Source organism: Psychrobacter sp. YGAH215 (genome assembly GCF_007280595.1).
Classification (GTDB): domain Bacteria; phylum Pseudomonadota; class Gammaproteobacteria; order Pseudomonadales; family Moraxellaceae; genus Psychrobacter; species Psychrobacter faecalis.
This window is the reverse complement of sequence record NZ_VKLR01000013.1, coordinates 1-14,696: the sequence shown is the minus strand read 5'-3', so window position 1 is coordinate 14,696 and position 14,696 is coordinate 1. Positions and strand designations below refer to the sequence as shown.

The window sequence follows — 14,696 nt, the reverse complement described above, 5'->3', positions numbered from 1 at the left end:
TTATATTATTGTTGAGATGAAGAAATTATATGATCGAATTTAAAGACGTTGGCGTTCGCCGTGATGGTCGTGAGTTGTTTGCAGGGGCAAGCTTTCAGCTCCATCCGGGCCACAAAGTTGGCTTGACGGGCAATAACGGCACCGGTAAATCCACCTTGTTTGCCTTATTATTGACGCAAATGGGCACCGGCGATACCGAAGTGACGCTTGATAGAGGCGAAGTCAGCATTCCTGATAGCTGGCAGGTGGCGCACATGGCGCAGGAAGTCGGGGCGAGCACGCAGACGGCGATAGATTATGTGCTAAGCGGTGATGAGCAGTGGTATGAGATTAATGCGGCGTTAAATGATTTAAGCAGTGTCAGTGACGATCAGATTGGCGTTTTGCATCAGCAGTTTGATGAGATTGACGGTTATCGGACGCCGACCAAAGCGGCCCAAATCATGGCAGGTCTTGGTTTTAAGACCAGTCAGCATGAATTGCCCGTTGAAGGGTTCTCGGGTGGCTGGCGTATGCGTTTAAACCTTGCCAAAACCTTGATGAGCCGCGCCGATTTAATGCTCCTTGATGAGCCAACCAACCATTTGGATTTGGACGCCATTCTTTGGCTTGAGACCTGGATTAATGCTTATACCGGTTTGGTGATTGTTATCTCGCACGACCAAGCGTTTTTGGACGCCACCGTCGGGCATATTTTGCACGTCGAACAACAAAAAATCACCCTTTATACAGGTAATTATCAGCAGTTTATCCGTACCCGTCACGAGCGTATGGCGCAGCAGCAACAAGCGTTTGAGAAGCAACAAGCGACCAAAGCGCATTTGGATGATTTTATTCGTCGTTTCCGTGCCAAGGCCAGTAAAGCCAAACAGGCACAAAGCCGTATTAAGCAGCTTGAGCGCATGGCAGAGCTGTCGCCGATGATGGCGGACAATCCGTTCTCGTTCCGCTTTTATGAGCCGGCCAATATGAGCTCGCCGCTGATAGAAATGAGCAATGCTGATATCGGCTATAGCGAGACGCCGCTTTTGCATAATGCCAACGTCCAAGTGACGCCCGAAACTCGCCTTGGTTTGTTGGGAATGAATGGCGCTGGTAAATCGACTTTGATTAAAGCCTTGGTTGGTGAAATTGGTATTTTATCAGGCAGCTATCGCGTCTCTGACACCTTAAAGCTTGGCTATTTTAATCAGCATCAAATGGATACTTTAGATGCGGCAGCGACACCGATGCAAATGTTGCGCCGCCTAGCAGGTAAAACCTCTGATGCCGAACTGCGCTCGTTCCTTGGTAGTTTTGACTTTCGCGGCGACCGTATCGATACCGCAAGTGAGCTATTCTCTGGTGGCGAGCGAGCGCGTTTGACTTTGGCATTAATCGTTTGGCAGCGTCCAAACGTGCTGGTTCTCGATGAGCCAACCAACCATTTAGACTTACAAATGCGTCAGGCTCTGACCATCGCCCTGCAAGGGTTTAAAGGGGCAGTGGTGTTGGTATCGCATGATCGCGAGCTGATTGCCAATGTCTGCGACGAGCTGTTTTTAGTGCATGACGGCCAAATCGATGAGTTCGATGGCGATATCAGCGACTACGGTAAATGGCTAGCAGAAAAGCGCAAACAAGAAAATGCCTCGGACAAAAATACCAGTAAGAAAAAGAACAAAAAAGACAATAAGAAATCTGTTTCACGTGAAACAGATACAGGTTCGGCAAACAGTCAAATAACCAAACCATCAGTCAGCCAATTAGATCAAATAAATAGTAAAGCGTCGACTGCACCTGCAAATAATAAAGCCGCCCAGCCTTTGATTAGCAAAGAAGAGCAGCGCAAATTGGCCGCCGAGCAGCGTAAGCTCACCGCACCGATACGCCGTGAGATTGAAAATACAGAAAAAGCCTTGGCTAAAATCGATGAAAAAATGGCCAGTTTAGAAACCAAGCTTGCCGATACTGAGCTGTACGAAGAAAGCCGCAAGGCTGATTTATTGCTGTTGTTAGATGAGCAAACCGCGCTCCAGCAGCAGCATAGCGACAATGAAGAAAAGCTATTGCTAGCGATGACAAATTTAGAAGAAATGGAAGCGCGTTTTCAATAAAAAATTGTCAAGGTAGGGTGACAGCGTGATTGTTTAAGCGCCTAACATAGTGACTATATATAGTGGCTATAAATATAGGGACTATAAAAACTCGTCGATATAAAAAAAGGGAGAGCCTAAGCTCTCCCTTTTTTATGCCATTATTCCATCCGGTATTTACCATCTCCATAAGACAGTACTTTCATAGTAGTTGTGCAAAGTTCACAGTTTATTTGACCAGCAGCGGCTTTCGATAAATCCAAAATACGACCTTTAATATAAGGTCCTCTATCGGTAATTTTTACGATCACGCTCTGCTTTGTCTTTTTGTTGGTCACTTGTACCTTCGTACCAAACGGCAGCGTCTTATGCGCGGCGGTGAGGGAGTTCATATTGAAGATACTGCCACTTGCGGTACGTTTGCCGTGGAACTTACTACCGTAATAACTGGTGTTGCCGGCAAAAACGGTCGTACTTATCAGCAGCGATAAAGTGATGACTAAAGACTTGATTAAATAAGACATTTAATACCTATTTCTTGTTGATGAGATAGACAGATACTCTTGCCTATGTTATCCATACTCCCTGCGAGTACAAATAATAAAGGCATTTTACAAGAAAGAGCTTGTTATACCCTTACAGGTATGTAAAAGAACTACTAAGGTCAAAATGGCGCTGTTTTGCCTGCAAGTCTATGATTCTCCACTGCTCAATCCTATTAACCACTCTTTAATTTTGTTAACAATATCTCCATTATTACTTATAAATATAGCCTTTATACTTAAGGTAACTATTTATTTGTCTAACAGTTTGGGTTGGTATTGTTGGCGGTTTATTATTGTTATGATGATATGTAGATGACAATAACAATGATAATGACCAGACGTTATATTTATATGCGTTATATCGCTCTCATACAACCCGGTCCATCGTTTCGTTTATATTGGCATAGCAGTCTTATTCAAAGGCTTTTATATTGAGGAAAAATAACATGGCAGAGAAAAATTACTATGACATTTTGGGCGTCAAAAAAGATGCCAGTGATGCTGAGATTAAAAAGAAATATCGTAAGCTGGTACGCCAATATCACCCTGACGTCAGTGATGATCCAGACGCTGATAACAAAATCGCGGAAATCAACAATGCTTATGAAACCATTAGAGATAAAGATAAGCGCGCAGAATACGATGCCATGCTAGACAATCCTTTTGCTGGTGCAGGCGGCGCTGGTGGTTTTGGCGGTTTTGGTGGCCAATCTGCGGGCGCTGGCGGTCAAGGCGGTTTTCGCTGGGAAGACATCAAAGACCAGTTTGGTGAAGGTCAAGCTTATGACAATGGCGGTTTTCGCTTCGATGATATCTTTTCAGCCTTTGGTCGCGGTGCGCGTGGGCAAACTGGTGGCCGCTCACAAAGCAGCGGCTTTGAGCAGTTTGGCGGCGGTTTTGGCGCGCAAGACAGTCAAGGTCAAGACCAACATGCAGAGATTACCGTGGATTTGGCCTCGGTCTATAGCGGTGATGACTATAGCATCAAGTTAAATGTGCCCGTTCGTCAGCCAAATGGTAGTGTCGATTATGAAAATAAAACCCTTAAAATAAAAATTCCTAAAGGCATCACCGATGGCAAGCAAATCCGCTTAGCAGGACAAGGGGCAGCTGGTATCGGCGGTGGTAAAAACGGCGATTTATTTTTAAAGGTTAAAATCAGTCACGCTGATAATATCCGTATTGAAGGCGCCGATGTTTATCAAACCGTTAATATTGCGCCTTGGGAAGCAGCGCTCGGTGAAAAAATTACCGTTAATACTCCCGCCGGCTCGCTTGGAGTAACGATTCCTAAAAACAGCAAATCAGGTAGCAATTTACGCCTAAAAGGTAAAGGTATTCCTGCGAAGCAAGCGGGCAATCTATATCTGACCCTAAATATCGTCAATCCTGATGTCAGCAGCGAAGCGGCCATAAAAGCTTATGAACAGCTTAAAGAAGCGTTTGCTGATACCAGTATCAGCCGTTAACGACGGGTATTAACGTCTGATATTAACAGCTATTATTAACGATTGGTGCTATCAGTTTTTAACTGTGATGAATTATGAATAATCGCCCTGTAATAGAGATAAAGACCATACGATAAAATAAAGCGCAAACGAGGATAATCATTATGAAACATTCGCCTGAATTTACCGACATTATCTTGAGCCTAGATGAGCTTGTATCTGCCTGTGGGCAAGAGCGCCAATGGGTCATCGAATTGCTTGAAGAAAATATTATCGAATATGATGTACCAGAGCGTCAGCAATTTACCGGTTATCAGCTGACAACCGTACGCCGTGCCTCGCGACTCAGCCGCGACTTTGAAGCCAGCGTGCCGGCGATTGGTTTGATACTGGAGTTACTAGATGAGGTTGAGCAGCTGCGCCAATTAAAGCGCCAGCTTGATATGCAGATGCCGGTGATTGAAGTAGACGTCGAGCATTTAAAATAGCCAACGTCTTATTATTATCCATAAAAAAGGGTCTCTAAATGAGACCCTTTATACTATTACAAATACCGCTTTAAAAATGACGGTTTTTCATTAAAACCAACGTCAATAACTAACAGCTAACAACTAACAACTAACAACTAACGCGCATATTTTGGATCAGCGGCAGCGGTAAATAAGACGTCTGTTGATGAGTTTAAGGCAGTTTCAGCGGAATCTTGTACCACCCCGATGATAAAGCCAATTGCCACCACTTGCATGGCGATGTCGTTTGGAATACTAAATAAGCTCGCAGCTAATGGAATTAAAAGTAGAGAACCACCAGCCACACCAGAAGCGCCGCAAGCACTAATTGTTGCGACCAAACTTAGTAGTAGCGCTGAGGCAAAGCTTACTTCGATACCAAGGGTATGCGCTGCTGCTAGCGTTAAGACGTTAATAGTAATCGCCGCGCCGGCCATATTGATGGTTGCACCTAATGGAATGGTGACTGAATAAGTGTCTTCGTGTAGACCCAATTTACGCGCAAGGTTCATATTAACCGGAATGTTAGCGGCTGATGAACGGGTAAAAAACGCGGTAATCCCCGATTCACGCAGGCAAGTAAACACCAGTGGGAAAGGGTTTTTACCCGTCTTAACTAAGACGATAATAGGGTTGACCACCAGCGCAATAAACAACATACAACCGACCAGTACCATCAAGATGCGCGCATAACCTGCTAGCGCGGCAAAGCCTGTCTCAGCGACGGTATTGGCAACCAAGCCTAAAATACCAAATGGCGCTAGCGCAATGACCCATTTGACCACTTGCGAGATGGCATCAGAAAAATCACTGACCACCGCCCGCGCGGTATCGCTGGCTTGACGTAGGGCAAAACCAATGATGATTGCCCACGCTAAAATACCAATATAATTGGCATCAGCGATAGCCTGCACAGGGTTGGCAACCAAATTCATCAGCAAGTTGGTGAGTACTTCTTGCAGGTTAGCAGGGGGTACTTGCTCAATGTTGGCATTGACCAATATCAGCTCGGTTGGGAATAAGAAGCTTGCGCCAACGGCGGTCAGTGCTGCCAAAAAAGTGCCAAACATATACATAATCAGCACCGGTTTGACATACACCTCATTGCCACTGCGATGTTGGCTAATCGCTGCCATGACCAAAATAAAGACCAATATCGGCGCGACTGCTTTTAGCGCGCCGACAAATAGCGTCCCTAATAGGCCCAGCGCAACACCGATATTTGGTGCCAGCCAGCCAATCAAAACGCCTAATATTAAACCGATAATAATAAGCGGCACCAGCCCTATACGCTGGTACATCGCAATCAATGAACGCATCTATACACCCTCGACTTTGTCAATAAATATAAAATTTATAATAGAACGGAAAAGTAATCGAAGGATGGTAGCATTTTTTTAAGATAAACGCCTACCTTTAACCCATGCCTACCTAAACACATAAGGTGAAGTAAAAGTGCGCAATGTGAAAAAATAGAAGTGTTTTTTAGGACGAGAAATAAAGGGATTTTATAGCTTAAACCTTAAAATGGGTCAGCTCGTAGCCCAATCGTTGATAGGCTTTGTATTTATGCCGACCTTCTTGCGTACTCTCAGGGTCAGGTTTTATCAGCTCAAGCACCCGAGTAGGCTGGGCATTATTGGTCGCTGCCATAAAACGATTGACAGGATGGATGGTGGTATTTAGGACAATACCTTTAAAATCCGCTGGCATATAACTGCTAAGTAAAACAGGGGCTAATGCCTCGTTATTCTCTTGCACAGATTTACTAGCATCGTTAAGGTTAGAAATGGTAGATACCAAAAGTCGCTGATGTGGTATAAAGCTTGCGGCATCATATGACCATAGCGCTTCATCAAGTGTCGATAGCAATTCATCATCTTTATCAATGAGAATCAACAGCGACTGAGCGCTTTTATTCAGCGCGGTTTGGGTCAATTGACAAATAAAGCCCAAGATATCTTGGGCTTTACTCTCACTTAAAATATAAAAACTGATGTTCATAAATTTATGTTCATAAATTGGTTTTTCACCGATAGATTATTGATAACGGCTTAGGCATTGTTTGCGCTGTTTTTGAGGTATTGCATAAATAGCGGAACAGGGCGACCAGTTGCTGCTTTGTCTTTACCTGAGTTCCATGCCGTACCAGCGATATCCAAATGCGCCCATGCTTGACCTTCTTCAACGAAGCGCGATAAGAAGCAAGCAGCTGTGATAGCCCCGCCACCTTTACCACCGATGTTTTGCATATCGGCGATAGGCGAGTCAAGCTGTGTTTGATACTCATCATCTAACGGCATATGCCAGATTAAATCGCCCGATAAATGACTGGCGTTTTCTAATTCAAATAACACGTCTTCGTCATTACTAAATACCGCTGAGCGCACGTGACCTAAGGCAACCACACAAGCGCCGGTCAACGTTGCCACATCGATAATGGCTTTTGGCTGATAGCGCTGGACGTAGCATAATGTATCGGCTAACACCAAACGACCTTCGGCATCGGTATTTAAGATTTCAACCGATTTGCCGTTCATGGCTTTGACGATATCGCCTGGGCGCGTGGCATCACCTGATGGCATGTTTTCCGCACAAGCTAAGGCACCAACGACGTTAATCGGGAGACGCGCTTCACATAAAGCTTTAATCGTACCAAGTACCGATGCTGAACCGCCCATATCAAATTTCATCTCATCCATCGCCGCACCAGGTTTGATTGAGATACCGCCTGAATCAAAGGTCACGCCCTTACCGACTAAGACGATAGGCGCATCATCATTGACAGTTTTTACATCGCTGTTTTTGTCAGATTTTTTACTAGTAGCTTTGGTCGGTAATTTATCCGCTAAGGCTTTTAGACCGCCTGTTACTTTTGCACCACTATTGGCGATTTTGCTAGCGCCGACTTTAGCGCTAAAGTTAGATTTACCGCGGTACTCTAACAATACCAATTTGCCTTCTTTGGCTGAACCTTGGGCAACCGCTAAGAAGCAGTTCATACCCAGCGCTGACATCTCATCTTCACCCAAGACGGTGACTTTTAATAAGTCAGGATAAGCTTTAGCAAGCGCTTCGGCTTGTTCGGCCATGTAAGCAGGGAAACAGATATTGCCCGGCTCATTGGCGACATCACGGGTCAAGCTTTGACCAGCGAATACCGCTTCGGCAAATGTTAACGCAGCTTCTAATGACTCGTCAGCCAATAAATAGATGTCGGTTAAAACAGGCGTGCTTTGCTCAGATTTGTATTTATCAAAACGGTAGCTTGCTGCCAGTAAATTAAGGGCAAACTGGCTGAAATGATTTTCTTCTAGCGCATCATCTAAAGCAACGGTGATAGAGTCAACACGTTTTTGCGTGCTTTGATAGATGGTATTGGCGATTTTTTGCAATACGCTGTGACCAAGCTTATCAAGATTACCCACACCAACGAGTAATAGCTGTACTGGGTTTTCTTTCGTGGTTTTCTTGTCGCCAGCGAGCGCATAATCAGCGACGGTTTCGCAGGCTTTACCGTTAAAATGTGATACTTCCATCAATTGCGCAATACGGCTTTGATAATCGCTCAATTGCGCTTCAGCTAAGATGTTTTTCTTATCATCGATGAGCACCACAAGACAGGCAGCGTCTTTACTTTTGGCTTCTTTTTTAAGTATTTTTTGTGTATGGGTTTTTGGCAGGGTTTGCGTTAATTTAATATTCATATAGTTATCCTTATTAGAGTTATGAAATGCGTGTTTTATTAATGTATTCGTGCTTTTTAAAATAATACTTTTTAAATGCCGTTACTTATGCAGCTAGCACAATAGTGTAGCATATTGCGAGGCGAGTGCGCAGCGAGCGCGGCGTCGCTATCCATATAGCAATTCTATATTTTTTTGAATCGACTACCTATTTATTTGTGCTGTTTAAAGTATTTGTACCATTTAAATTTGGCAGAAACAGTAGTTTAGCAACAAAACCTAAAAAAGCGCGGCAAAGGATACCAAGGACAAACAAACTTTGCTAAATAGTATAAAGCAAACATACGGCGTAAATAGTTAACAGATTCATCCATAGATTAAGGTATTCTTATAAATAATATACGCTGTAGGCTTTGTTAGTTTTAGCTATTATGAACCAAACAATCAAGGCTTATAGCAAGATGCATACAATGTTTTCCAACACATTTCACAGCCATTTTTGAGCAAAATATGCTAGGATTAGCGGTTATCTTTATCGCTACTATTTATAACGTAGCGCCAGTCAAACTGCGCTAAATTGTGCGCATACCAACCTTTTTTAAAGAGTGCCTATTGTGATATTACGCCGCTATATGACTCAACAAGTTGCCTCAACGACCGCTTTGGTGTTGGGGTTTTTAGTGGTGATGATGCTCGGCGGCCGTTTAATCCGTTATTTTGGTATTGCCGCAGAAGGCAATTTAGACATCAGCTTATTATTTACCATCATTGGTTATAATTTGCCCTACTTTTTAGAGCTTATCCTGCCATTGGCATTTTTTATCGCACTCATGCTAGTATTCGGGCGCTTATACGTCGACCAAGAGATGGCGGTGATTAATGCCAGCGGCGTGTCGCGTGGTAAGCTTGGGCGGTTGATGACGCCGCTGATATTGGCATTATTTGTTGGAGAGGCGGCCTTATCTATTGTTGGAAAACCGTGGGGCGTACGCTCATCGGAGAGCGTGTGGCAACAGCAAGCGTTGACCAGTGCCTTTGATTTGATACGTCCCAATCAGTTTATCAGTAGTGGCAATTATCATTTGTATGTCGGCAGCTTGAGCGATGATAAAAAACAATTGCAAGATGTGATATTGATTCAATCTGAGCCTAAAGCCAAAGGCAGTACGGCGAAAAACGCGGCCGCTGATGTAAATAATAATATCGACCCAGAAACCGCTGAGCAATTAAATATCCCAGAGCTGCCAAACGCGCTTACAAGCAACAATGCTATCAGTAAAGATACCATTACCCTTGCCAAACGCGCTCAGCAAGTAGATACCGGCAGTAGCGGCGTTACTCAACTAGATTTGTTCCAAGGTCGCCGTTATGAAGTCGGCGCAGGCAGTCTAAAATACAACCAAGTGGGCTTTGATCGCTACCGTATCACCTTGACCGAATCCTCCAAAGAGGTCATCACCGAAGCCAATATCGAAACCCAAGCGATAGGTCCATTATGGCAAGCCGCAACGGGCAGTACAGCAGTAAATAGTGAAAACGCACTTCGAGCGGCGCAAGGGGAGCTTGGCTATCGTCTGGCTTTGCCTTGGCTCATGATTATCGCACCGATGCTCGCCGTGCCACTGGCGCAAGTACGTCCGCGTCAAGGTCGCTGGTTGCGTCTATTCCCATCGATTTTATTGTTTGTCAGCTGTGCGCTTGGCATTATTTCACTCAAAAACGCGGTGAGTAAAGGCAGTGTTAGCGTTTGGGCGTATGCATGGCTGGTTTTAGGGTTCATGGCTTTGGCGCTTTATATGAATTGGGGCAGCCGCGTCCAGCACCGTTTGCGCTTTCGCAAACCAGATGAGCTGTTAACCGTTAGCGAGCATCAAGGCAATATTGACCATAAAAGCAATGGCTCACAAGGAGGACAATCCTAATGAGCGCTTTATTCTCTAAATCATCAAATTCTAATTCATCAAAGCCAAATTCGCCCAGCCCTAAGCTAAAACTTGCGCCAAAACCAACCAATCTAAAGGTGCTGAGCCATTACGTCAAGCTTAATGCTTTGCTCGCCATCATCGGCGCGGTTATAGGCTTGTGGGCATTGCAGCTGGTATTTTCTTATTTGTCTGAGCTGGATTCGTTAGATGATAACTATACGATGGGCGAGGCGATTAAATATATTTTTTATCGCTCGCCGTACTTCTTAGAGCAATTTATCCCAACGGGTGCGTTACTTGGTGCGGTGGTTGGTTTGGGTTTACTTGCCAATAAAAGTGAGCTGGTCGTCATGCGCGCCGCTGGCGTCAGTGTTTATCGTATCGTCGGTTGGGTGTTGCAGCCGGCCTTGATTTTTGTGCTATTGGCATTGGTGATTAATCAGTTTGTCCTACCGCATTCTAATCAATTAGCGCAAGAAATTAACGATCAAGACAATAGCTCGCTTGTCACCTCGGTACGCGGTTATTGGACAGTACAGCCACGCTTTGAGAGTACAAAAGACGGCAGTGCCAAGCCAGATGGCAGCGATATTTTGTATATCGATTATGCCGATGTGAAAGGCAATATCGGCGAAGTTAAACGTTGGCATTTAGACAATAATGGCAATCTGCAAACGGCTATTCATGCCGAGGGCGGCAAATATATCGGCCGCGAAGCAATAGATACTAATAGCAGCAAACCGAGCGAGCAATACCGTTACGAGTGGCAGCTGAATAATATGACCAAGCTGATGATTGGTCAGGGCTTTGAGAGTAGCCAAGCTATCGCACCGTCAGATACCTTGAGTTTGCCCTTCGCGCCTGAGTCGGTGTATTTACTCACTCGTAAGGCCGAAGATTTGTCATTGACTCAATTATATGAGCATCGCCAATTTATGCGCCAGCAAGGCACGCGCTCGTTAAGTCATGAGTTGGCATTTTGGCAAAAGCTACTGTCACCACTATCGATTTTATCGCTAGTGATTGTTGCTTGCTCATTCGTCTTTGGTTCACTACGTACGCATAGCTTGGGCTTGCGTATCGTCGTGGCATTACTATTTGGCTTGCTGTTTAGTTATGTGCAAGACTTGGTTGGCTTTGTCTCATTGGCGACTGGTTTTTCGCCATTATTAATGGTGCTATTACCGATTATCGCCAGTGCAATATTGGGCGGGTATTTGTTGAAGCGGCAAATGTAGTTTTAAAAATATAATTGTAAAAATATAGTTCTAAAAATTTAGGTAAAAAAACCCGCTAACACATCATCGTGTTAGCGGGATTTTTTGTGCAGCTTTTAAGTTGCTTAAGCTTAGTCTTTGGTCGCCATGGTAATGGTATAGGTTTTACCTTGTTTAACCTTTTCGCTATTGCCAAATACTTCGGTAAACGAGCGCTTCATAAACTGACGTAAACCATTGATTGTCACTACATAAAAACGCCCACCTTGACGCATGCGCGCATAAGCATCAAGGAAATACAGATAATGCTGCTCTTTACCTACTTTGGCCGGCAAGTTCGACATTACAAGGCTAAAGTCTTTGTCTTTTGCCACATGGTTAAAGCCATTTGATAAATGCACATCGACATTTTTTAGACCGTTTTTCTCGCAATTACGGCGCGCATATTCTACCGCCATAAAGTCTTTATCAATCAAGGTATGCAGACCATTCGGGCATTCACGCGCCGCCGTCATACCAAGCACGCCATAGCCACAGCCCAAATCTATCGAATCGTCATCCGCTTGAAAATCCACGTAATCAAGCAGCATCAAACTGCCATCATCGAGCTTTTGCGGTGAAAAAATACCCCACGTGGTCGCAAAATCAAACGGCTTGCCCAGCACATCTTGGCGAAAATGAATGTCTTCACGCCAGTGTTCGGCGCTTTTTAATAGGTCAGCAGGAGGCTTATGGCTCATGGGATTCTCAGATATTGGATAAGTAAAAGGGGGGCACTGCTCAATCGGACAGTGTGCATATCATGATGCACTTTATTGAGGCTATTGTAACGAGAAAAGAGGGAGTTTGCAGTAGGGATTGCAGGATTTTTGAGTTGAGCGAATTGCGCCTTTTGCTTATATCTGTACCTCCAAGCGGGGCGGTCACTATTGGCTGATGGCATTCCTGCTCAGCGATACTACCTTCAGCCAAGTGCCCGCAACCCGCTCAGATGCACAGGATACCGCGACAGTCACGGCTAAAGAACCTAGTTTGATTCAGGTTGAATATGTTTTTCACTAAAATTTTAATGGCTGCATCTTACGCATAGATAGTGAGGTGTAATTCAAAATAAAGATAACCAAATACGAGTTTATTTATCATATTTAGATAGCATAGAGCTGTCAAAACTTCTAAACTCTTTACTTCTTTCTCTTGCTTCTCTCCAATCATCGTTGTTCTGCATTTTATTATCTACCATTTTTATTAAGTCATTATAAAGCTGCTCTATTTCTTCTCGCTTAACCTCTTTACTTGTTTCTTTCTTCTCATTCCATACAGCATCAATAATCACATCAAGTGATTCCACCGTAATTACTGTTAGTTCGTCACTATTCTTGAAAGAGAAGAAAGGTATTAGCAAAGATTCAGTTTTATTTTTATCGTCAGTTCTAAAGTAGTTTCGGTGAACTTCACTAGAACAAATTAATCCTTTATAAGGTTGTAATTCACTTATAGTTTCAGCTTTATGAGGAATAAGAGCAATTCTTCTAGCATTGCTTAATAGACCTTTTAGATAAAGTAATAAAGTATTGTCAAACTCATGCTCCTTATCTCTGGAGAACTTCATCTCTACGCATCCATCCTTCTCTAGCACTTCATGATTTCCACCAATCGCATACCACTCTTCAATAAACAACCGCACAAAAAAACTATGTTCGCTTATGCTAGTTATTATTTCTTTTTCCTCAACTATAATACTAGGCTTACTCGCAATATTGAAGCTATGCCTGATATCAAATTTTAAATGTAATTTATCAACTGATAGTAATTTTTTAAAATTATTTTTTTTAAATACTTTCTTACCAAATATAGTATCTTTTTCATTAAAGAATTTTAGACTTCTCCATGAGTTATTATTATAGTATTTCTTACTGTCGAAGCCAAACATTCTATTATATGCACTAATGACTTTTTTATTTTTAAACTGTTTCTCTACTAAAGTAGTTTGTTCATCTATTAGACTTTTAAATAACTCGTTAAAATATTCTTCATCTATAAGTTTTTGTAGAAAATATTGCTGCCATTTATTTCTATCAATTTGAAGCGCTTCTTTAGCATTGAAACCATAATAATCTATTCTACTAGGAATAAAATTAACATTCATGTGGTCAACTTTCTGTCCACGGAAAAACCCATAGGAATACGTCTGTAAATCAGTCAATGCAGTTTCTTCAGAGTAAGAATTAATTGAAATATATAGGTTTCTTTTTTCATCCCAAATTCGATCTTCAAACTCATGACTAGGTCTACTGAACTCAGCCCATCTCTTATTTAATCTAACAGTAGCAGGTGTTTGTATAATAATTGAATTAGCTATCTTTTCTACATAATATAGTCAGTTCAAAACAAAAGTGTTATGGCTAGGACAAACATCATAAAATAATTTGGATAAGTCATTTTCCATCCACCCTTGGCGTAGAAACTTCACTTGAGCCCATTTTTTCTCAATAGGGTTCAAGTCTGGGCTGTACGGCGGCAGCCATAGGATACGATGACCATGCCTGTTCAGTAATTTTTGGATACGTCTACTTTTATGAAACCGAGCGTTATCCATGACAATCACGCATTTGGTTTTAAGGCTTGGGATTAGGGTGTGTTTGCACCAATCGTAGAATATGCCGCTGTTAATGTTGTGTTCAAAGTAATCCAGTGCAAATAGCATCTTTTCATATAGAGCCCCAATGACGTTGGTTCGCTTTTTACCTTGCCAGTTGTAGCTGTCGATACAGGGTTTGCCTATCGGTGCATAACCATGAGGACGAATGGTCTGGCTTTCAAAACCGCTTTCGTCCATATACACAATGGGATAACCTTGCTGTTTAAAGTTATCAAGCTTACTCTGATACGCCGCTCTTTTTATTGGACATGCTTTTGGATGCTCTAAGGTCTTTTTTTTGACTGATGCCTAGGCGTTTTAAAGCCTCACAAATGGCTGGGGCAGTACAGTTGAACCGTCTTGCTCTCTCATAGTGATAGTCATCAGGGTAACGCTCAACGTCTTTGCGTAGTGCATTATCCGGTATTTTTGATGGCGTAACATTGCGTGTGCTCTTACTATGCAGCCGTTTCTTCCACTTTTGAATAGTGGTTGGACTAATGTCATAAAAAGAGGCTGCCTCGGCAAAGGTCATGCCATCTGCTAAGCTTTTAAGAACTTGTTTGCGATAATCTAGTGAGTAAGTCATGATAATTGAGTATATCTGTTGAGATGTTTTATCTTATAACATTTTTATACTTAATGCACTATAG

Annotated in this window: 13 protein-coding genes; 5 read left to right on the top strand and 8 right to left on the bottom strand. The window is 43.0% G+C overall.

Annotated elements, in window-relative coordinates; genetic code table 11:
* Positions 1-29 precede the first annotated feature (29 nt).
* Positions 30-2,096 carry an ATP-binding cassette domain-containing protein gene (locus FOR85_RS07020; RefSeq protein ID WP_144297319.1) on the top strand — a complete coding sequence of 689 codons (2,067 nt, stop codon included), beginning with the start codon at positions 30-32 and terminating at the stop codon, positions 2,094-2,096.
* A gap of 140 nt (positions 2,097-2,236) precedes the next feature.
* On the opposite strand, the gene FOR85_RS07015 is transcribed toward FOR85_RS07020, so the two are convergent.
* Positions 2,237-2,599, bottom strand: coding sequence for a septal ring lytic transglycosylase RlpA family protein (locus FOR85_RS07015; RefSeq protein ID WP_144297318.1), 363 nt, complete (start codon positions 2,597-2,599; stop codon positions 2,237-2,239).
* Between the two features lie 467 nt (positions 2,600-3,066).
* On the opposite strand from FOR85_RS07015, the gene FOR85_RS07010 reads away from it, so the two are divergent.
* Positions 3,067-4,089, top strand: coding sequence for a DnaJ C-terminal domain-containing protein (locus FOR85_RS07010; protein ID WP_144297317.1), 1,023 nt, complete (start codon positions 3,067-3,069; stop codon positions 4,087-4,089).
* A gap of 143 nt (positions 4,090-4,232) precedes the next feature.
* Positions 4,233-4,556: a chaperone modulator CbpM gene (locus tag FOR85_RS07005; protein WP_144297316.1), complete on the top strand. Its 324-nt coding sequence runs from the start codon at positions 4,233-4,235 to the stop codon at positions 4,554-4,556.
* Between the two features lie 137 nt (positions 4,557-4,693).
* On the opposite strand, the gene sstT is transcribed toward FOR85_RS07005, so the two are convergent.
* The 3 genes from sstT to FOR85_RS06990 form a co-directional block, all read right to left on the bottom strand.
* Positions 4,694-5,896, bottom strand: a complete 1,203-nt coding sequence (sstT, locus tag FOR85_RS07000) for a serine/threonine transporter SstT (protein WP_068407337.1) — start codon at positions 5,894-5,896, stop codon at positions 4,694-4,696.
* Between the two features lie 196 nt (positions 5,897-6,092).
* Positions 6,093-6,581 (bottom strand): DNA polymerase III subunit chi, encoded by a 489-nt coding sequence (locus FOR85_RS06995; RefSeq protein ID WP_144297315.1) that lies wholly within the window; start codon positions 6,579-6,581, stop codon positions 6,093-6,095.
* 50 nt (positions 6,582-6,631) lie between these two features.
* A complete protein-coding gene (locus FOR85_RS06990) occupies positions 6,632-8,284 on the bottom strand; it encodes a leucyl aminopeptidase (protein WP_144297314.1) in 1,653 nt (550 codons plus the stop codon).
* A gap of 611 nt (positions 8,285-8,895) precedes the next feature.
* Here FOR85_RS06990 and lptF point away from each other — a divergent pair.
* Positions 8,896-10,185: an LPS export ABC transporter permease LptF gene (gene lptF / locus FOR85_RS06985; protein WP_144297313.1), complete on the top strand. Its 1,290-nt coding sequence runs from the start codon at positions 8,896-8,898 to the stop codon at positions 10,183-10,185.
* A complete protein-coding gene (gene lptG / locus FOR85_RS06980; protein WP_144297312.1) occupies positions 10,185-11,426 on the top strand; it encodes an LPS export ABC transporter permease LptG in 1,242 nt (413 codons plus the stop codon). Before lptF ends, lptG begins: the two co-directional genes overlap by 1 nt.
* Positions 11,427-11,536: 110 nt before the next feature.
* Here the strand turns inward: lptG and FOR85_RS06975 are convergent, their stop codons facing one another.
* From FOR85_RS06975 to FOR85_RS12635, 4 genes are all read right to left on the bottom strand, one after another.
* Positions 11,537-12,145 carry a class I SAM-dependent methyltransferase gene (locus FOR85_RS06975; protein WP_144297311.1) on the bottom strand — a complete coding sequence of 203 codons (609 nt, stop codon included), beginning with the start codon at positions 12,143-12,145 and terminating at the stop codon, positions 11,537-11,539.
* A 392-nt stretch (positions 12,146-12,537) separates the two neighbouring features.
* A complete protein-coding gene (locus tag FOR85_RS06970) occupies positions 12,538-13,551 on the bottom strand; it encodes a hypothetical protein (protein ID WP_144297310.1) in 1,014 nt (337 codons plus the stop codon).
* 231 nt (positions 13,552-13,782) lie between these two features.
* The gene (locus tag FOR85_RS12640) at positions 13,783-14,307 is read right to left on the bottom strand and encodes an IS630 family transposase (RefSeq protein ID WP_190295519.1); all 525 of its coding nucleotides are present in this window, start codon (positions 14,305-14,307) and stop codon (positions 13,783-13,785) included.
* Positions 14,282-14,632, bottom strand: a complete 351-nt coding sequence (locus tag FOR85_RS12635) for an IS630 transposase-related protein (RefSeq protein ID WP_190295518.1) — start codon at positions 14,630-14,632, stop codon at positions 14,282-14,284. The genes FOR85_RS12640 and FOR85_RS12635 overlap by 26 nt, the downstream gene beginning before the upstream one ends.
* Positions 14,633-14,696: the final 64 nt, after the last annotated feature.

What these genes read in the sequence shown, in the direction of transcription:
- FOR85_RS07020 (WP_144297319.1), top strand. Translation starts at nt 30, where the DNA reads ATGATCGAATTTAAAGACGTTGGCGTTCGCCGTGATGGTCGTGAGTTG.
- sstT (WP_068407337.1), bottom strand. Translation starts at nt 5,896, where the DNA reads ATGCGTTCATTGATTGCGATGTACCAGCGTATAGGGCTGGTGCCGCTT.
- FOR85_RS07005 (WP_144297316.1), top strand. Translation starts at nt 4,233, where the DNA reads ATGAAACATTCGCCTGAATTTACCGACATTATCTTGAGCCTAGATGAG.
- FOR85_RS06975 (WP_144297311.1), bottom strand. Translation starts at nt 12,145, where the DNA reads ATGAGCCATAAGCCTCCTGCTGACCTATTAAAAAGCGCCGAACACTGG.
- lptF (WP_144297313.1), top strand. Translation starts at nt 8,896, where the DNA reads ATGACTCAACAAGTTGCCTCAACGACCGCTTTGGTGTTGGGGTTTTTA.
- FOR85_RS12635 (WP_190295518.1), bottom strand. Translation starts at nt 14,632, where the DNA reads ATGACTTACTCACTAGATTATCGCAAACAAGTTCTTAAAAGCTTAGCA.
- FOR85_RS06995 (WP_144297315.1), bottom strand. Translation starts at nt 6,581, where the DNA reads ATGAACATCAGTTTTTATATTTTAAGTGAGAGTAAAGCCCAAGATATC.
- FOR85_RS07015 (WP_144297318.1), bottom strand. Translation starts at nt 2,599, where the DNA reads ATGTCTTATTTAATCAAGTCTTTAGTCATCACTTTATCGCTGCTGATA.
- FOR85_RS07010 (WP_144297317.1), top strand. Translation starts at nt 3,067, where the DNA reads ATGGCAGAGAAAAATTACTATGACATTTTGGGCGTCAAAAAAGATGCC.
- FOR85_RS06970 (WP_144297310.1), bottom strand. Translation starts at nt 13,551, where the DNA reads ATGAATGTTAATTTTATTCCTAGTAGAATAGATTATTATGGTTTCAAT.
- FOR85_RS06990 (WP_144297314.1), bottom strand. Translation starts at nt 8,284, where the DNA reads ATGAATATTAAATTAACGCAAACCCTGCCAAAAACCCATACACAAAAA.
- lptG (WP_144297312.1), top strand. Translation starts at nt 10,185, where the DNA reads ATGAGCGCTTTATTCTCTAAATCATCAAATTCTAATTCATCAAAGCCA.